The sequence below is a fragment of the Anatilimnocola aggregata genome (assembly GCF_007747655.1).
Lineage (GTDB): Bacteria > Planctomycetota > Planctomycetia > Pirellulales > Pirellulaceae > Anatilimnocola > Anatilimnocola aggregata.
The window spans coordinates 1,096,922-1,112,449 of the sequence record NZ_CP036274.1; the positions used below are offsets into that span (position 1 = coordinate 1,096,922).

Annotated in this window: 13 protein-coding genes and 1 tRNA gene; 8 read left to right on the forward strand and 6 right to left on the reverse strand. The window is 58.9% G+C overall.

The window, feature by feature from the left end; translation table 11 throughout:
- Nucleotides 1-57: 57 nt before the first annotated feature.
- The 4 genes from ETAA8_RS04175 to bioB all read right to left on the reverse strand — a co-directional run bounded on the left by ETAA8_RS04175 (nucleotide 58) and on the right by bioB (nucleotide 3,083).
- A complete protein-coding gene (locus tag ETAA8_RS04175; protein ID WP_145085323.1) occupies nucleotides 58-681 on the reverse strand; it encodes a hypothetical protein in 624 nt (207 codons plus the stop codon).
- Nucleotides 674-1,267 carry a hypothetical protein gene (locus tag ETAA8_RS04180; RefSeq protein ID WP_145085326.1) on the reverse strand — a complete coding sequence of 198 codons (594 nt, stop codon included), beginning with the start codon at nucleotides 1,265-1,267 and terminating at the stop codon, nucleotides 674-676. The genes ETAA8_RS04175 and ETAA8_RS04180 overlap by 8 nt, the downstream gene beginning before the upstream one ends.
- A 21-nt stretch (nucleotides 1,268-1,288) precedes the next feature.
- Nucleotides 1,289-1,900: a hypothetical protein gene (locus ETAA8_RS04185; protein WP_145085329.1), complete on the reverse strand. Its 612-nt coding sequence runs from the start codon at nucleotides 1,898-1,900 to the stop codon at nucleotides 1,289-1,291.
- A gap of 145 nt (nucleotides 1,901-2,045) precedes the next feature.
- Nucleotides 2,046-3,083, reverse strand: a complete 1,038-nt coding sequence (gene bioB, locus ETAA8_RS04190) for a biotin synthase BioB (RefSeq protein ID WP_145100162.1) — start codon at nucleotides 3,081-3,083, stop codon at nucleotides 2,046-2,048.
- A 144-nt stretch (nucleotides 3,084-3,227) separates the two neighbouring features.
- On the opposite strand from bioB, the gene ETAA8_RS04195 reads away from it, so the two are divergent.
- Nucleotides 3,228-3,812 (forward strand): PSP1 C-terminal domain-containing protein, encoded by a 585-nt coding sequence (locus tag ETAA8_RS04195; RefSeq protein WP_145085332.1) that lies wholly within the window; start codon nucleotides 3,228-3,230, stop codon nucleotides 3,810-3,812.
- 797 nt (nucleotides 3,813-4,609) lie between these two features.
- Here the strand turns inward: ETAA8_RS04195 and ETAA8_RS04200 are convergent.
- Nucleotides 4,610-5,665: an NAD-dependent epimerase/dehydratase family protein gene (locus ETAA8_RS04200; protein ID WP_145085335.1), complete on the reverse strand. Its 1,056-nt coding sequence runs from the start codon at nucleotides 5,663-5,665 to the stop codon at nucleotides 4,610-4,612.
- 140 nt (nucleotides 5,666-5,805) lie between these two features.
- Here ETAA8_RS04200 and ETAA8_RS04205 point away from each other — a divergent pair, with 140 nt between their 5' ends.
- The 3 genes from ETAA8_RS04205 to ETAA8_RS04215 all read left to right on the forward strand — a co-directional run bounded on the left by ETAA8_RS04205 (nucleotide 5,806) and on the right by ETAA8_RS04215 (nucleotide 11,082).
- Nucleotides 5,806-6,744: a prenyltransferase/squalene oxidase repeat-containing protein gene (locus tag ETAA8_RS04205; protein WP_145085338.1), complete on the forward strand. Its 939-nt coding sequence runs from the start codon at nucleotides 5,806-5,808 to the stop codon at nucleotides 6,742-6,744.
- A 131-nt stretch (nucleotides 6,745-6,875) separates the two neighbouring features.
- The gene (locus ETAA8_RS04210; protein ID WP_145085341.1) at nucleotides 6,876-7,553 is read left to right on the forward strand and encodes an ABC transporter ATP-binding protein; all 678 of its coding nucleotides are present in this window, start codon (nucleotides 6,876-6,878) and stop codon (nucleotides 7,551-7,553) included.
- A 13-nt stretch (nucleotides 7,554-7,566) separates the two neighbouring features.
- Complete coding sequence (locus ETAA8_RS04215) at nucleotides 7,567-11,082, forward strand: FtsX-like permease family protein (protein WP_145085344.1); 3,516 nt, start codon at nucleotides 7,567-7,569, stop codon at nucleotides 11,080-11,082.
- A 232-nt stretch (nucleotides 11,083-11,314) separates the two neighbouring features.
- Here the strand turns inward: ETAA8_RS04215 and purD are convergent, their stop codons facing one another.
- Nucleotides 11,315-12,643, reverse strand: a complete 1,329-nt coding sequence (gene purD, locus ETAA8_RS04220; RefSeq protein ID WP_145085347.1) for a phosphoribosylamine--glycine ligase — start codon at nucleotides 12,641-12,643, stop codon at nucleotides 11,315-11,317.
- Between the two features lie 207 nt (nucleotides 12,644-12,850).
- Here purD and ETAA8_RS04225 point away from each other — a divergent pair, with 207 nt between their 5' ends.
- From ETAA8_RS04225 to ETAA8_RS04240, 4 genes are all read left to right on the forward strand, one after another.
- The gene (locus tag ETAA8_RS04225; protein WP_202921545.1) at nucleotides 12,851-13,255 is read left to right on the forward strand and encodes a ComEA family DNA-binding protein; all 405 of its coding nucleotides are present in this window, start codon (nucleotides 12,851-12,853) and stop codon (nucleotides 13,253-13,255) included.
- Between the two features lie 137 nt (nucleotides 13,256-13,392).
- Nucleotides 13,393-13,466 (forward strand) — tRNA-Val (locus ETAA8_RS04230).
- 207 nt (nucleotides 13,467-13,673) lie between these two features.
- Complete coding sequence (locus tag ETAA8_RS04235; RefSeq protein WP_145085353.1) at nucleotides 13,674-14,636, forward strand: AlbA family DNA-binding domain-containing protein; 963 nt, start codon at nucleotides 13,674-13,676, stop codon at nucleotides 14,634-14,636.
- Nucleotides 14,637-14,924: 288 nt separating this feature from the next.
- The gene (locus ETAA8_RS04240) at nucleotides 14,925-15,284 is read left to right on the forward strand and encodes a hypothetical protein (RefSeq protein ID WP_145085356.1); all 360 of its coding nucleotides are present in this window, start codon (nucleotides 14,925-14,927) and stop codon (nucleotides 15,282-15,284) included.
- Nucleotides 15,285-15,528 lie beyond the last annotated feature (244 nt).

The window sequence follows — 15,528 nt, forward strand, 5'->3', positions numbered from 1 at the left end:
CTAGTAGAGTTTTTCGAGCGGCTGTCCGTTCGCTATGCCATCGTCGGCTCGGTTGCCTCAATGTCTTATTCGGTGACTCGCCAACTGCGGTCCAAATCGCTCACTACGCCAGCGGGCTTCTAACGTCTCCTTCCAGATCGCAAAGGTCTCTTCGCCGAAGTCAGCCGTAGCGGGAATGTAGATGGCCGTTTGCTGATCCACGATCAGCGCGAGGGACTTTTCGTAGCTGTTTAGCGCGGTGATCGTGCATGGCCAAGAGGCAATGCCTCCTGGCGTTTGCAGTTTAATGTTGGCTAGATCGATCGTGACGATCCATTGGCCGGCAGTCCCGAGGATGGGATCCTTGCGCAATCGCTGCAAGGCAATCCACCAACCGATTTGCTCGGCCACACTTACAGTCAACATCGGGATGAGCAAGCCAACCATCCAACACCACGCGGCTTGCTGACGAGCGCTGAAAAAAGCCAATGGCGGCAGCCAGTACAAGGTGTAGATCAATGCTGGAGCCAGTAGAATAGTCCACGCCGCGCGGCGAGACCAGGGATTGGGCGCGGCGAGCGCCATCTTGGAATGGACTTTCCAAGTGCGCGGAAACTTCGCCGTGAGTGTGCGCAAGGGATCGAAATCAGTTGAACCGATTACTGTCTGCGGCGACGCATAAGGATTGATCGGTTCAGCCATGGGCGCGCCCCTGCGGTGCAACCTGATAGAGCCACTTCCGCAGCATCCAGTTCATTCGCTTGTACTTGCCCCCGTCGGGAATAATCAGCGGGTAGCCCGGCTCGAGCCACAGAATCAAATCGTGCCCTTCCAAGGCGATGAAGGGAACCTGAGTCAGCTGATAGACCTGCTTGCCCCCCGGTGTCTCGGCGGTGACTTCGTGGTGTCCCACGGTCAACTTCCAGCTTCCTTTGACGCCGAGGATGGGATGCAAGCGAAGTCGTTCCAAGTTCTGTTTGGTCTGACGTCGGCCATTCAGGTGAGACGCGCCCAGCAGCAAGAAGAAGCCTGCCGACAGAAACAAAATCGGTCCGAGTGGCCCATACGTCTGGTAGAAACCGGTAGCGACGAATAGGCCTACTACCACTACGGTAATCACCACTGCCAAGAGCCAACCCGAAAGGGGCGCGTTGTTGAGCGCTGCGGAATGCCATTGAACGGCGTCGTCAACTTCGAAGGTGGCGATCACCCCCAAAGGCTCGGCACCGGGCTGCCTGCTCTCGCCCGGAATAATCGGCGACTCATAGGGATTGATGGGCTCGTTCATGTTGCTCGCGCTTGTGACCTGCTATCTCCACTTCGCCAGTTTGCCGCCGATGTGCGGAATCCGGCTGCGAAGCGTTTTGCAGACTGCAGCATAGTCGTCTTCGCCATAGTCGCCATGCTTGGGAATCGCAATGGCTAGGTCATGTTCGAGCCAGAGCACCACCGGTCGCTTGGCCAGTTCCATTCGCCGCACATGTTTCAGCGGCCACTCTTCGGTCCCTTGTCGCGTGCGAATGTGAATCGTCTGTTCGTCGATGGTCACTTGCCACGGCCCCAGTGCGCCGACAACGCGATGCTTGCGTAGTTGCCGCAGGTTGTGCCAGAAGATCGACCAATCGAGCGAAACGTGAATGCCAATGGTCACAAACGAACCGACGACAAACACCAGCAGCATGCCGACCACCAGCCGCGTGGGGTCCCCCCGCCAGAGCAAGAGGGGCAACGGAATCATGACCAGCAGCGGCCAGAGCGACGCCAGCAGCCAAATGACGTGGCGAATGCGATAGCCGCGCGCTCCGTCGCGCTGCGTGAACTCGTCGACCGAGAAGTGCCCGACAATTGTCCGCCGCTCGTACAATTCATCGCGCTCGGGGGGCAACTCCGGCGACGCATAAGGATTGCTGAGATCGGTCACCGCGTGGCTCACAAGTTACCAGCAGGCAATTCTGCTTCCACCAAGTTTTCAAAGACCTCGCCCCAGCTGCTTCCAGCCATTAGACGATTGGTCTTTGACACGTCTGGTCACGGGCACGCAATATTTTCAGAATCTCTGCAAAAAGTTATCCGCAGCTACCGCCGTCTTCGGTCTTGGTGACCACGAAGCCCATTTCTTCAATCATCTTATAATCGGCCGACGGAGCCTGCCCGCTGGTGGTGAGATAGTCGCCCACGAAGACCGAGTTGGCCGCATACAGCCCCAGCGCTTGTAGCGAACCCAGGTGCAGTTCGCGGCCGCCGGCAATCCGCAATTCGCTGGCGGGATTCACGAGCCGGAACATGGCCAGCGCCTTGAGGCAATACCGCGGATTGAGTCGGGCATTCTTCTCCAGCGGCGTGCCATCGATGGCATTGAGAAAATTGAGGGGAATCGACTCGACACCTAGCTCGCGCAGCTCGAAGGCCATTCGTACGACGTCGACATCCTTCTCGCCCATGCCGATGATGCCACCGCTGCACAGTTTGAGGCCGGCCGAGCGCACGGCATTCAGTGTGTCGACGCGGTCTTGATAGGTGTGCGTCGTGCAAACTTCGGGATAATACTCGCGGCTGGTGTTCAGGTTGTGATTCACCTTGTCGACACCGGCTGCTGCCAGCCGCTGGGCCTGCTCCGGCGTGAGCAGACCGAGGCAAGCGCAAACGTTCAGCCCGTATTGCTGCTTGATCTCGGGGACGATGGTCTCGACCGCGCGAATCTCCCGCTCGCTCGGCCCGCGGGCCGAAATGACAATGCAGTAGGTGCCGCTCTTCCGCTCGGCGGCCATTTTGGCTCCCGCCATCAGCTTCTCGCGGCTGAGCAGGTTGTACTTGGGAATCTCCGCCTCGCTCACCTTGCTCTGCGAACAGTACGAGCAATCTTCCGGGCACAGGCCGCTCTTGGCGTTCATCAAAAAGTAGAGCTGAACCGTGTTTCCCCAGTGACGATGGCGCACCTTGTAGGCCGCGGCCATGATCTCCAGCAGTTGGTCGTCCGGCGCTTGCAACATGCCCAGCGCGTCTTCTTCGGTCAGTTGATAACCGGCGAGCACCTGCCGCGCGAGTTCGGCCCAATCGGTCGAAAGTTCAACAGCGCGAAGCGCCACGGGAGAAGGCTGAATCATGCAATCCTCGGGAACGAGCGGACGGATGTCGACTAGGCAGCGGAACGCATCTCGATCAAGATGAACCGGACCTTCGCAGCAGAACGAAGCCAGGCGGTGTATCTGCCGCGCAGGCTCAACGATTTTAACCATAGGCGGTAACTTGTGTTAGGCCAGCACTGGGTTCGTTTTGGCGTGATGGGACAGGTCTCGCGCTTCGGTGCGAGCGACGGCCTGCGGTATGCCCGTGGGGCCCGTGTTATTTGCCGAACCGAACGTGGCCTGGAAGTCGGCGAAGTCCTTTCGCCCATCGATAACGGCAGCGATAACTACCGCGGCAGCACTCAGGGGACGATCCTGCGGCGCGTGGGGGTCGAAGACGACCTGCTACTCGCCCGCCTCGAAAAAAACCGCCAGCAGGCGTTTCTCGATTGCGAAGCCTTGCTGGCCCAGCACGACCTGCCGGCCACGCTGGCCGAAGTGGAGCTCCTCTTCGACGGCCAATCGCTCCTGTTTTATTTCCTGGGCGAGACTACGCCCGAGGTCGATGCCCTGACTGCCGAACTGGCCAAGACCTACGCGGCCACGGTGCAGTTTCACCAATTTGCCGACCTCCTCACGCAAGGTTGCGGCCCCGGTTGCGGCACCCCCGAGGCCGAAGGGGGAGCTTGCGGCACAGGTCCCGGCGGTGGCTGTGCAGGCTGTGCTGTCGCTGCTGCTTGCAGTCCGCGGGTCCATCACTCGCACTAAGCGCGGCGAGTCGGCGGCCGGTGAATGGAAACCATCTCACCCTAACGCTGCGGAAATCTCCACAATTCGATTTCCGGAATTTCCATGATCCAAAGCGGCCAATCGACCCCAACGCATCAACGGGCTCCTGTACTTAGCCGCCAGGAAATTTCCATAATTCCAATCAAGTGCGCGGCAAGAAGCCCCGTGCCTCCAATCACTTAGGTCGAAAATTGCCGGAAACTTGCCATTTTCAATTTCCACAATTTCCACATCGCTGATTCGTCTCATCGTGGCCACTGGCCCGAAACTTCCCACTGGAAATTTCCACAATCGCGCGAGTTTCATCACTCCACAATGGCGATTACATTGCCATTAAAAATGAAGCAAGTGATTGCTTATGGATAATGTGTACGGCATCACTAAGCAATCAACTGAACAGTCGTTGCTGACCTATTCCACCAAATTTTCCAAAGAGCTATCGCCAACCCATTAGACACTTCGCGCGTGACACGTCTGGTCACGGCCTACATTTTTTGTTGCCGTTCACGCTGGCAGCCGCCTTGGGAGGGCGAGGCTCCTGCCGAGCCGTGGCAGCGATGAAATTGCCGCCGACGATTAGATCCCGTTTCCAAAATCGATTGAAATTTCCGAAGAGAAGCGATGACCAACGGTTAGCGGCTCGGCAGGAGCCTCGCCCTCCCGAATTGCGGGACAATCTATACGCCAGCGTGAACGTTTACGCTATTCCGCATCCGTTCACGCCGGCAAACCCTGAACCCAGACGGGCGAATTCGCAATCACGCTGATTGCAAAATTCAAAACTTCCCATCCGTCGTCTGAAAGTGGGTCGGCTTTCCTAGGCTCTCGCCGCCGCGGGCGACCCAGTCGGCAGTCCAGGCAATCATTTGCGCGGCATTCACCTGCGGCGCTCCCAGGTACTGGTAGCCATCGCGACCATCGTTCAGCAGGGCGCGCGTTCCCTCTTCACCTCGAAACGTCACCTTCCGATTCATCCGGTCTCCCAGCTGATGAGCCACCTCGCGCAAGCTGAGGATTTCGTCGCCGGCGAGGTTGATTACCCGCGGCGGTGAACTGCCGTGCGCGAAGCCCCGCAGCGACATCCGGTTCGCATCGGCCAGCCAGATGACATTCACGCGCGACAGACTCACATCGACCGGGCGACCGGCGGCAATTTCGTGAGCCAGGTCGACCAGCACGCCGTAGCGCAATTCGGTCGCGTAGTTCAGCCGCAGCAAAGTCAGCGGAATGTTCAGCCCGCGGCTGAAGTGCTCGTACATTCGCTCGCGCCCGACAGCCGTCATGCTGTACTCGCCGTCGGCTTGCAGCGGGTCGCTCTCGCGACTGCCATGGTTCGGCGAGCCGTCAGGCAGTTGAATCGGGACCATTCCATAGACATTGCCGGTCGAGAACGCCACGATGCGACTCTGGCGATAACGGCGGCAGATGACCGCCGGGGCATAACAGTTCATCGCCCAGCTATAACTCGGGTTCTGTGTCGCGCCGAACTTGAAGCCGCTCATCGATACGACCAGGCCGGCGTCTGGCAACTTCGCCACGGCCTCGTCATCGAGCAGATCGCAGGCCTGCGTTTCGATTCCCCAACTTTCCAGCCGCTGGCGCAAATCTCCGCTGCCGAACCGCGAGACGCCGATCACGCGCCGCTTGCTTCCCGCAGCATCGAGCGCGCGGCGGGCCATGCGCGCCATCGTCGGCCCCATTTTGCCGCCGACGCCGAGAAACAGAAGGTCGCTATCGAGGCCGCGCAGCGTCTCAATCACGGCTTCATCGGGCTCACTGAGGAATGTTTCGAGTTGTTCGACGCTAAGCGGGGCGGGCGAAAGTTTATTCATGCGGCAATCATAAACCCCTCCCGCGTGCCGCTCAAATCCGTGACAATCGTAGCAACCGCAATTTGCCTCCCCCCGTAGCCGAGTCATTCCCTGGCTCGTACTTTCCGGTCATGGAATGATCGGATTACGATAAACTTGCCATGCCCGCTTATCTCGAACAGCTGACCATCCGCGTGGCCGAAGGGCTGGGCCAACTGACAGACGCCGAGCGGTCATTGCAGACCCGCTATTTTCTGGCTGCGCAAAAAAGTGACGGCGGCTTCGGTGGTCGCGAAGGTGGCAGCGATTTGTATTACACGGGCTTTGCACTCCGCGGCCTTGCGGTCCTGGGCGAGTTATATGGCCCCGTCGCCGAACGGGCGGCGGCCTTTTTGCAATCGAAGCTGGGCGGGCAGGAATCGATTGTCGATTTCTTCTCGCTCATTTATGGCGGCATGCTCATCAAATCGGCGGCCGGCATCGACGTCTTCGCCAACAGTCAGCCCGGCTGGCAAGACCAGGTGGCAACCTGGCTCGAAACGCTCCGTCGCGCGGACGGCGGCTACGCGAAAGGAATCGAAGGGCAAGCCAGCAGCACCTATCACAGTTTTCTCGTCGTCATTTGCCTGCAACTACTCGACCGCCTCCCCCCCGAGCCTGCACGGCTTCTGACCTTCTTGCGCTCGCAAGCGGCCGAAGAAGGGGGCTTTCGCGAAATCAAGGCCGGCAAGCGCGCCGGGACCAATCCCACCGCAGCTGCCATTGCGACCTTCAAGATTTTGGACGCGCTCGACGAAAACACTCGCCTCGATACCATCGACTTCCTGCTCGACATGCAGACCGACGAAGGGGGCCTGCGGGCGAACACCCGCATTCCCATTGCCGACTTGCTCAGCACGTTCACCGGGCTGACGACGCTCGAAGACCTCGGAGGCCTGGCCGAAATCGACCTCGCCGCGGCCGAGCGGTTTGTCCAATCGCTCCAGCGCGAAGAGGGTGGCTTTCATGCCGCTGCTTGGGACGGCGCGCATGATGTCGAATATAGTTTTTACGGACTCGCGTCTCTCAGTTTCTTTGCCCGGCGAAGAATGATGAAATGACTGCCTTGTTCGTTGGAGTTCCGGCTTTAGCCGGCTTTGGTTTTTCAAATCGAACTATCAAGGCAAGCCGGCTAAAGCCGGAACTCCAACAATAGCCGGAACTCCAACAAATTTAGATCGCGGAACAACGCATGGCAGACTTGATCGTCGAGCATGTTCGCAAAGAATTCCCCACGCGTGGCGAACCTCTCGTCGTGCTGCGCGATGCTTCGCTCCAGCTTGGCGCTGGCGAGAATGCCGCCATTCTCGGCCCCAGTGGCTCGGGCAAGAGTACGCTGCTGCATATCATCGGCGGGCTCGATCGGCCGACGAGTGGCAGCGTGAAGCTGGCCGGGCAAGATCCCGCGACGCTGGGTGAAGTGGAACTCGCGCGGTTTCGCAACCGGAACATCGGCTTCGTTTTTCAAGATCATTATCTGCTGCCGCAACTGACGGTGCTCGAAAACGTCTTGATCCCCGCGCTGGCCGAAGGGGCCCCAACGGCCGACGATCTGGCGCGGGCGCGGAACCTGCTCGACCGCGTGGGTCTCGGGCAGCGGCTCGAACATCGTCCCGCGGAACTTTCTGGTGGTGAACGACAGCGAGTGGGCGTCGCGCGGGCCTTGCTGCTCAAGCCGGCCTTGCTGCTGGCCGATGAGCCAACGGGCAATCTCGACCGGACCAATGCCACGGGCATCGGTCAGCTGCTGCTCGAATTGCAACAGCAAGAACAGAACATGCTCCTCGTCGTCACGCACAGCAGCGAACTTGCCTCGCTGCTGCAGCGGCGGTTCGAAATCGACAACGGCGAGTTGCACGCCCAAACTTAAGCGGAGAGTGAACATGAATTTCTTCCGCTTAGTCAGCCGCAGTTTGCAGTTTCATGCCTCGAAGCACTTCGCCGTGCTGCTGGGTGTGATGGCTGCCACGGCGGTCCTTACCGGCGCGCTCGTCGTGGGCGATTCCGTCCGCTTCAGCTTGCGGCACCTGACGCTCGATCGTTTGCGCCGCATCGATCATCTTCTGCTCGTCGATCGCTTCTTCCGAGCGGAACTGGCCTCCGAACTTCAGCAGAACTTCGGCTCGAGCGGCGAGATCGCCGCGGTTCCAGCCATCATCATGCCGACTGCCACGGCCGAAGTCCCGCGCGAGAAAGGTCGCTCGCTGGCGGCGGGCGTTACGCTCATCGCTGCCGATCAAGGCTTTTGGGATTTGAACGGCAGTGAAGGTGAGTCCGCGAAAATCATCGCGCCCAAACCGGGCGAAGTGTTGTTGAACGAACCGCTAGCCAGTGAACTGAATGCGAAAGTGGGCGATACGCTCATTGTTCGCATTCCCAAGGCGACGCAAGTTTCTGAAGACAGTCCCCTGGGGCGCAAGGACGATCGACTGACCAGTCTCGCGGAATTGAAAGTGCGCGAGATCATTCCTGCCGAGGGACTTGGCCGCTTTAGTTTGCATCCCATGCAAACTTCACCGCGCAATGTCTACGTGGCGCTTGCGCCGCTGCAAGAGACGCTCGAACAGCCCGGCAAGGTGAACGCGATCCTCGTCGCAACCCAAGACGAGCGCCGTTTGAAGCCAGCGGCGCTCACCGCCAAGTTGCAAGCTGCTCTGCGTCCCACACTCGCCGACTATGGCCTCTCCCTCAAGCACGTCACGCTCAACTTTGAGCAAGATGGCAAAGAAGAGCCGATCCTCAATTACTTCAGCTTGAGCACCAATCGGATGCTGCTGGACGAAACAACCGAGCGCGTTGCGCTCGAAGCGTTCAAGAAATTCGACGCCTATCCCGTCCTCACTTATCTGGCCAATTCCATCGACAAGGTCGGCGCGCCCGAGGGAACCAAGGGCATTCCTTATTCCACCATTGCAGCGCTCGATCCTGCTCCCGATGGTCCGCTCGTTGATCGCGAGGGGAAGCCATTACCCAAACTGGCTGACGACGAGATCGCCCTCACCGATTGGGCTGCTGAAGATCAAGGGCTGAAGATTGGCGACAAGGTGCGCGTCACTTTCTTTGAGCCGGAAACGACGCACGGGGCTGAGAAGGAAGAGAGCGCCGAGTTCACGGTGAAGGCCATCATCCCGCTGACGGAGCCCACTGCCCCCTACTCGCGCCGCAAAGGTCCGCAGTTTCAACAGCGGCCGACGAAGGCCAACGATGCCGACCTGACGCCCGATGTCCCCGGGGTGACCGATCAGGCGAGCATTGCCGATTGGGATGCGCCGTTTCCGTTCGACTACAAAAAGATCCGCGCGCAGGACGACAAGTACTGGAACAATCATCGCACCACCCCCAAGGCCTATATCTCACTGGCCGCAGGACAAAAGTTGTGGCACAGCCGCTTTGGTCAGGCCACGTCGATTCGCATTCCTGCTTCGCCGGTTTTCACGGAAGAACTTTTGACGAAGGCATTCCTCGCCCAACTACAGTTGCAGAACGAGTTTCTTGGGTTTGAACTCATTCCCATCAAAGACCGCGACCTGGCCGCTTCGCAAGGGACAACTCCTTTCGACGTGCTCTTCTTGTTGCTGAGCATGTTCATCATCGGGGCCGCATTATTACTCATCTGGTTGTTGTTCCGCCTGGGTGTCGAACAGCGGGCCAGTGAAATTGGCTTGCTCCAAGCACTCGGCTGGCGACAACAACGCACGGGCCGTTGGCTCGCCAGCGAAGGGCTGGTGGTTTCGATTCTCGGCGCGCTACTCGGCACCGCCGTGGGCATCGGCTATGCGTGGCTCATGGTCACCGGCCTGCGCACGTGGTGGGTCGGTGCGATTTCGTCGCCGTTTCTCCTGCTGCACCCGAGTACCCTGAGCCTGGTGATTGGCTTTGTCGTCGGCGTCATCGTGGCCCAACTAACGATTTACTTCAGCTTGCGGCAACTGCGAAAAGTTTCGCCCCGGCAATTGCTGGCGGGAGAAACGTCGTCGGCACTCGCCAATTTGCAGAGTGATCGAGCACTGCCGGCCTGGCGCCAAGCTTTGCCCTGGATGTTCCTTGTACTTGCCGCGATCCTTGCGGGCCTGGCCAGTGTGCTGAAAGCCGAAGCCCAAGCAGCCACCTTCATGGCCTGCGGAGCCAGTGTGCTCACCGGCCTGCTGATGCTCATCTCGCGACAACTGGGCGGGCAATCGCGCGCGAGTACAACTCCGTTTCGCTATGTCTTGCCATCGCTGGCGGTGCGCAACATCGGCCGCGCGCGGGGCCGCAGCATGGCCACGATCGCGCTCGTCGCAAGTGCCTGCTTCTTAGTAGTAGCCGTCAGTTCGTTCCGCTTAAGTCCCACCGAGCAAGGCGTTGGTGGATTCAATCTCCTCGCCGAAAGTGCCGAGCCGATTCTGCCCGATCTGAACGACCCCGCTGCTCGCCAGGCAGCTATGGGAAAAGATGCTACGAAGTTAGCTGATTCCCTCGTGCTGCCCATGCGGATGCGCGGCGGCGACGATGCCAGTTGCCGCAACCTCTATCAGGCTATGCAGCCGCGCGTCCTCGGTGTGACGCCTGCCGTGATCAACCATTTCGACTTGCCCGATGTGACGAAGTTTATCTTCGCCGCTTCCGCTGCGAAAACACCGGCCGAACAAGCGAACCCTTGGCAGCTGCTTGCCCAGCCAGCCGCCGACGGCGAACCAGTGAATACCGTGCTCGACATGAACACCGCGCTTTACAGCTTGAAGTTGTACGGCGGCATTGGTCAGGAGTTTGAGCGCGACTATGGAGATGGCCCGCCGATCAAGTTCCGCGTCGTCGGCCTGCTGTCGAACAGTGTGCTGCAAGGGAGCCTGCTGATTGGCGAAGGCGATTTCAAACGTCTCTTCCCGCGAGTCAGCGGCTATCGATCGTTCCTCATTCGGACGCCCGCCGCGCAAGAACGAGAAATCGCCACGGTCCTGGAAGAGCGGTTCGGTGACGAAGGCTTCGACGTCACTCAGTCCAAAATCCGGCTGCAAGATCTGCTCGCCGTGCAGAACACCTACATCAGCACCTTTCAAGCCCTTGGCGCCCTCGGCTTACTGCTCGGCACATTCGGCCTCGCTGCGGTGCAACTGCGCAACGTGCTCGAGCGCCGCAAAGAACTAGCCATGCTTCGCGCCACCGGCTTTCGCGCCGCGCGCATCGCCGGCATGGTCATGCTCGAAAACCTGTTCCTCCTCTGCGGCGGCATCTTCACCGGCCTGCTCGCAGCCCTCCTTGCCGTGCTTCCTCACATGTTCCTCGGCGGCGCATCGCTCCCTTGGCGCGACCTGGCTATCATGATTTCCGCGATTCTAGTGATTGGTTCACTCGTCGGCCTGCTTGCCGTGCGTGCCACACTCAAAGCGCCGATCCTGGCAGCATTAAGAGGCGAGTAAACACAGGGTCGGGAGGTTTTTCGGGCTCGAAAAACCTCTTTGGCAAATCAATCGCGGTCCCGAAAATTCTCCTGACCAATTCGCGCAGATCAGCATTTCGGCAACGACCCGCTATCGATCAGCGCGAAATCGTAGCGCCACCGAACGTGGGTCAGGACAATGTTTCGGGCAAACCATCAATCTCCGGGCGCTGAGCCAGCGAGCCCGAAAAATGCCCCGACCCTGGTGAAGCTTACCGCCGTGGCTTATCCCGCCACGTATCTTCTTTAGGGGGCAGGCGGGCTTTGTCGGAAATGTCTTTGCGGCACCAGGCACCAGGCCAGCGAATGCACTTCACGGCGGTATAGGCTTGCAACTTCGCAGCAGCCAACGTGTTGCCGAGCGCGGTGACGGCGAGCACGCGGCCGCCGTTGGTCACCACTTTGTTATCGACCAGCGCGGTGCCCGAGTGGAACACCTTCACATCGGGCAATGCGCCCGCTTCGTCGAGGCCGCGAATCTGGCGTCCTTTTTCGTAGTCGCCGGGATAGCCTTCGCTGGCCATCACCACGCAGACAGCAGGGCGAGGATCCCACTTCAGCGGGCCCAGTTCGTCGAGCTTGCCGTCGATGGTCGCTTCAATCACATCGACCAGGTCGGTTTGCAGTCGCATTAGCAGTGGCTGACATTCGGGATCGCCCAAGCGCACGTTGTACTCCAGTACGCGCGGCCCTTGATTCGTCAGCATGATGCCCGCATAGAGCACGCCTTTGAACGGCTGCCGCGAGCGCTTCATCGCGTGGACGGTCGGCACCAGCATGTGCTCTTCGATCCAAGAGAGCATCCGATCGTCGACAATGTGTGCCGGGCAATACGCACCCATGCCGCCGGTGTTCGGTCCCTTGTCGCCGTCATAGGCAGGCTTGTGATCTTGCGCGGGAGGGAGCGTGACAATCGTCCGGCCATCAGTAAAGGCGAGCACGCTGGCCTCCTGACCATCGAGCCGATCTTCGATGATGAACTGCTTGCCGGCATCGCCGAACTCGCGCTTGCGGGCAATGCGGTCGATTGCATCGAGTGCATCGCGCCGCCGCTGACAAACAATCACCCCTTTGCCAGCTGCCAGGCCGTCGGCCTTTACCACGACCGGCACCGATTCGTCTTCCGACGGATAGCGGTCCAGAATGAATCGTTGCGCTGCTTCGGGGCTTTTAAAGACGTGAAAATCGGCCGAAGGAACGTCGGCATGCCGGAGCATCTCTTTGCAGAAGATCTTGCTCCCCTCCAACTGCGCCGCTGCCCGGCTGGGGCCAAACACCCGCAGCTTGGCCGCTTGAAAGGCATCGACCACACCTTCGACCAGCGGACCTTCCGGACCGACCACAGTCAGGTCGATCTTGGCCGTCTGCGCAAACTTGATTAGCCCGGGGATATCGTTGGCCGCAATCGCTACGTTTTCCCCTTCTTCCAAGGTCCCCGCATTGCCCGGCGCGATGAAGACCTGGGTCACGCGCGAACTCTGCCGCAGCTTCCACGCCAGCGCATGCTCGCGGCCTCCGTTGCCGATCACCAGTACTCTCATCGCACATCCCCCGTCCGTTCGATCTCGCCGCTGCGGTCCGCGCCCCGTTTGTTCGCACCATTCACTCCCTGAATATAAGAAAGAAGGCCCAGATTCGGTAGGGACCGGCCCCGAGCACTCCTCACCAAGAAAACTGGCTTGCGTCCCGACGTTCCATGCGAAATGATCAAGCTGCGACCGTGTCTTGCCACCACCGCGACTTTTTCCATGCCTCGCCCACCATCAGCGCCGAATAATGGACCGCGCTGGTCGCTGCGCTTGGCCGATCAGGGGACTGCTGCCGTCATACTGCTCGTCGCGCTCGGCTACATCGGCGTGCATTGGTGGCGGCATCAGCAGGCCGAATCGAGATTGGTCGATATCGATCGCACGCCGGTGCTGGTGGCCAAGTTTCAGATCGATATCAACGCTGCTGACTGGCCGGAGTTCGCCCTGCTGCCCGGCGTGGGCGAAGTCCTCGCCAAGCGCATTGTCGACGACCGCCAGACCAACGGTCCCTTTCGCGATTGGAACGACCTGCGCCGCGTCCGCGGCATTGGCCCCAAAACGTTCGAGGGAATCAAACCCTTCTTACTCCCCCTGGCCGACCTGAACGCCACCGCAGGCCCCTAACCTCTCCGTTGCTAACTCCCCCGTTTCTTCGCACGGTCGTTGTCCTGCCGACTTTTACTTCCGGGCCCTTCCACCCGTTCAGTCGCATTGACATCCCGCAGACCACCCAACTACCATGCAACTTCACCCGAAACTTCGGGCGGTTAGCTCAGTTGGTTAGAGCGCCACTCTTACACAGTGGATGTCGTGGGTTCGAGTCCCCCACCGCCCATTCTTAACGCCCTTTGCCGCAACGACTTGCGGCTACCGTGATTTTGGGTAAATCGCTTGGGTAAAAGATTGGGTAAAAAGGGACGGCAAAAACGAAAAAGCCCGCCGAGTTCGGCGGGCTTTTTCGTTTTTAGTGCAACTAGCGCCTTGGCCGGCAGGGGCACTAGGTAAACTAGAATCACCACCGCTCACCCTGCCCAGGTGCCACATGGATTTCGATAAACTCACCACCGATCAGCTGCTGGAACTGATCCCGACACAGCAGCAGGATCAGACAAGGGAAGATGATCGCTGGGAATGCAAATCTGGGATTTACCTCGCTCCCGCTAAGAAGAACGAACTGAAAAAGGAGCTTGGCAAACAGGTCTCAGCCTTCGCCAATTCCGGTGGCGGCTTTCTGCTGTTCGGCCTGAGCAAAGAACGGGTGTGGGAGCCTTGCGTGGATACCGTTGGCCGTGAGCCAATGTCGGATGTTCTTGATCGATTGGTGGAACAGTCCGTGGACCAGCCGATTCGATCCTTCCGGGTTTATCGAATCCCGTTTACTGGTGATAAGTCGAAAGGGGCCTACCTAATTCACATCCAGGATTCACCGGCCGCTCCCCATCAAGCCAAAGAAGAGCGTCAGTATTACTATCGTATCGGTGCCCACAGTCTGCCGGCCCCACACTTCCACTTGGAACTGTTACGCAACCGGTTCACTAAGTCGGTGCTTCAGATCATGGATGTAACCGGTGTGCCCAAAGATGCGGACTTGAACACTGGCGTGATCGGCGTGGAAGTGCAAGTGAGAATAAAAAACATTTCCCGGCAAGCGACTACGGCGTGGGGGGTGCTCGTAAGAAACCTAACCGAAAACGAGGCGTGGACGATTCCCGGCGGCGGGATGAAAGACGGAGAAATGTTTTCGCAAGGGTCATCCGTCATCTTACCCGGCGAGACTCGATTGCTCACGTTTTATATTCGGGCTGGTATCGGCAAATTTACCGCCACCGCCACCCCACTGGTTGGCCTGTGGCAACAAGTGGCTCTCGAACTCTACCCGGTATCAAATAACCACACCGGGGCTCAATACATCTTGGGGCAATGGTCGAACGAGAAGTGGCGGGAGAGCTATGGTCGGTTCGATCAAGAGCTTCAGCAGGTATTAAGCAGAAACATCAACCGATAGCTGCGGAACGACAACGAACCTTTAATTGACGGAGCGACGATGACAGACGAAAACGGTCAGTGTGAAAATTGTGGGGCGGAATTAGTCCCCGTAGGTGAGCCAGAGAAACGGCCAGACGGTTCGATTTACGAACGGCTGCTCTGTGCAATTGCGAAAGCAGAACCCGCCTCGGCGGATGTGGAGTGTGCCAAGTTCGTCGGCCACATCATACCCGCCCAACGGTAACAAAAGCCCGCCGAACTCGGCGGGACCGAAATGCTTTTTTCCGCTAACTCAAGGGAAGTCTCGATGGAAAGCGAAAGCAGCCCGAAGCTGGATGCACTGTTTGCTAAGTACAACGTCAAGTTTCGGGATCGAGATACAGAAGTCAGGGGGCTAACGCTCCGACCGATTCACTTTGCTCTCGCCGAAGTTTACATCAAGGCACATTACCGTTTCTGTGCGGTGCTTCTACAGGAAGCCGGAGAGCGAGATGCACAAGAACGGCAAGATCACGAACGACATTTACGGGATGCTGAGAAACAGGCAGCGGAAAATCAGATTGAACTCGAATTCTTGAAAATTCCAAAATTTGAAGCAATCAACGATGCGCAGTTTGCCGCCAAACTGCTCGATGCTGATGAGCTTACTAACGCTATCCTTCCCTGAAAACGAGTCCAACGCAAACAGGCCCGCTATTTCTGCGGGCCTGTTGCTTGAATCTTGATCCTTCCGAGAGCCTTAGCCGCTATCCCCCGCACTACCTGAGTTTCAATCCGAGCGGCGAAAGGTCCGAGCAATAGGGAATTCGCTTTGCCCGATCATCGCCGCCGATATCTTCGGCAAGATGATGCGGGCGGGGCTTATTTGATCGGATTGCAACAACTGGTAGAATGCTGCAAACCCAAAAAGA

Coding starts and splice junctions, on each gene's coding strand:
- ETAA8_RS04210 (WP_145085341.1), top strand. CDS start 6,876: ATGGCAGACTTGATCGTCGAGCATGTTCGCAAAGAATTCCCCACGCGT.
- purD (WP_145085347.1), bottom strand. CDS start 12,643: ATGAGAGTACTGGTGATCGGCAACGGAGGCCGCGAGCATGCGCTGGCG.
- ETAA8_RS04200 (WP_145085335.1), bottom strand. CDS start 5,665: ATGAATAAACTTTCGCCCGCCCCGCTTAGCGTCGAACAACTCGAAACA.
- ETAA8_RS04215 (WP_145085344.1), top strand. CDS start 7,567: ATGAATTTCTTCCGCTTAGTCAGCCGCAGTTTGCAGTTTCATGCCTCG.
- ETAA8_RS04240 (WP_145085356.1), top strand. CDS start 14,925: ATGGAAAGCGAAAGCAGCCCGAAGCTGGATGCACTGTTTGCTAAGTAC.
- bioB (WP_145100162.1), bottom strand. CDS start 3,083: ATGATTCAGCCTTCTCCCGTGGCGCTTCGCGCTGTTGAACTTTCGACC.
- ETAA8_RS04180 (WP_145085326.1), bottom strand. CDS start 1,267: ATGAACGAGCCCATCAATCCCTATGAGTCGCCGATTATTCCGGGCGAG.
- ETAA8_RS04205 (WP_145085338.1), top strand. CDS start 5,806: ATGCCCGCTTATCTCGAACAGCTGACCATCCGCGTGGCCGAAGGGCTG.
- ETAA8_RS04175 (WP_145085323.1), bottom strand. CDS start 681: ATGGCTGAACCGATCAATCCTTATGCGTCGCCGCAGACAGTAATCGGT.
- ETAA8_RS04235 (WP_145085353.1), top strand. CDS start 13,674: ATGGATTTCGATAAACTCACCACCGATCAGCTGCTGGAACTGATCCCG.
- ETAA8_RS04225 (WP_202921545.1), top strand. CDS start 12,851: ATGCCTCGCCCACCATCAGCGCCGAATAATGGACCGCGCTGGTCGCTG.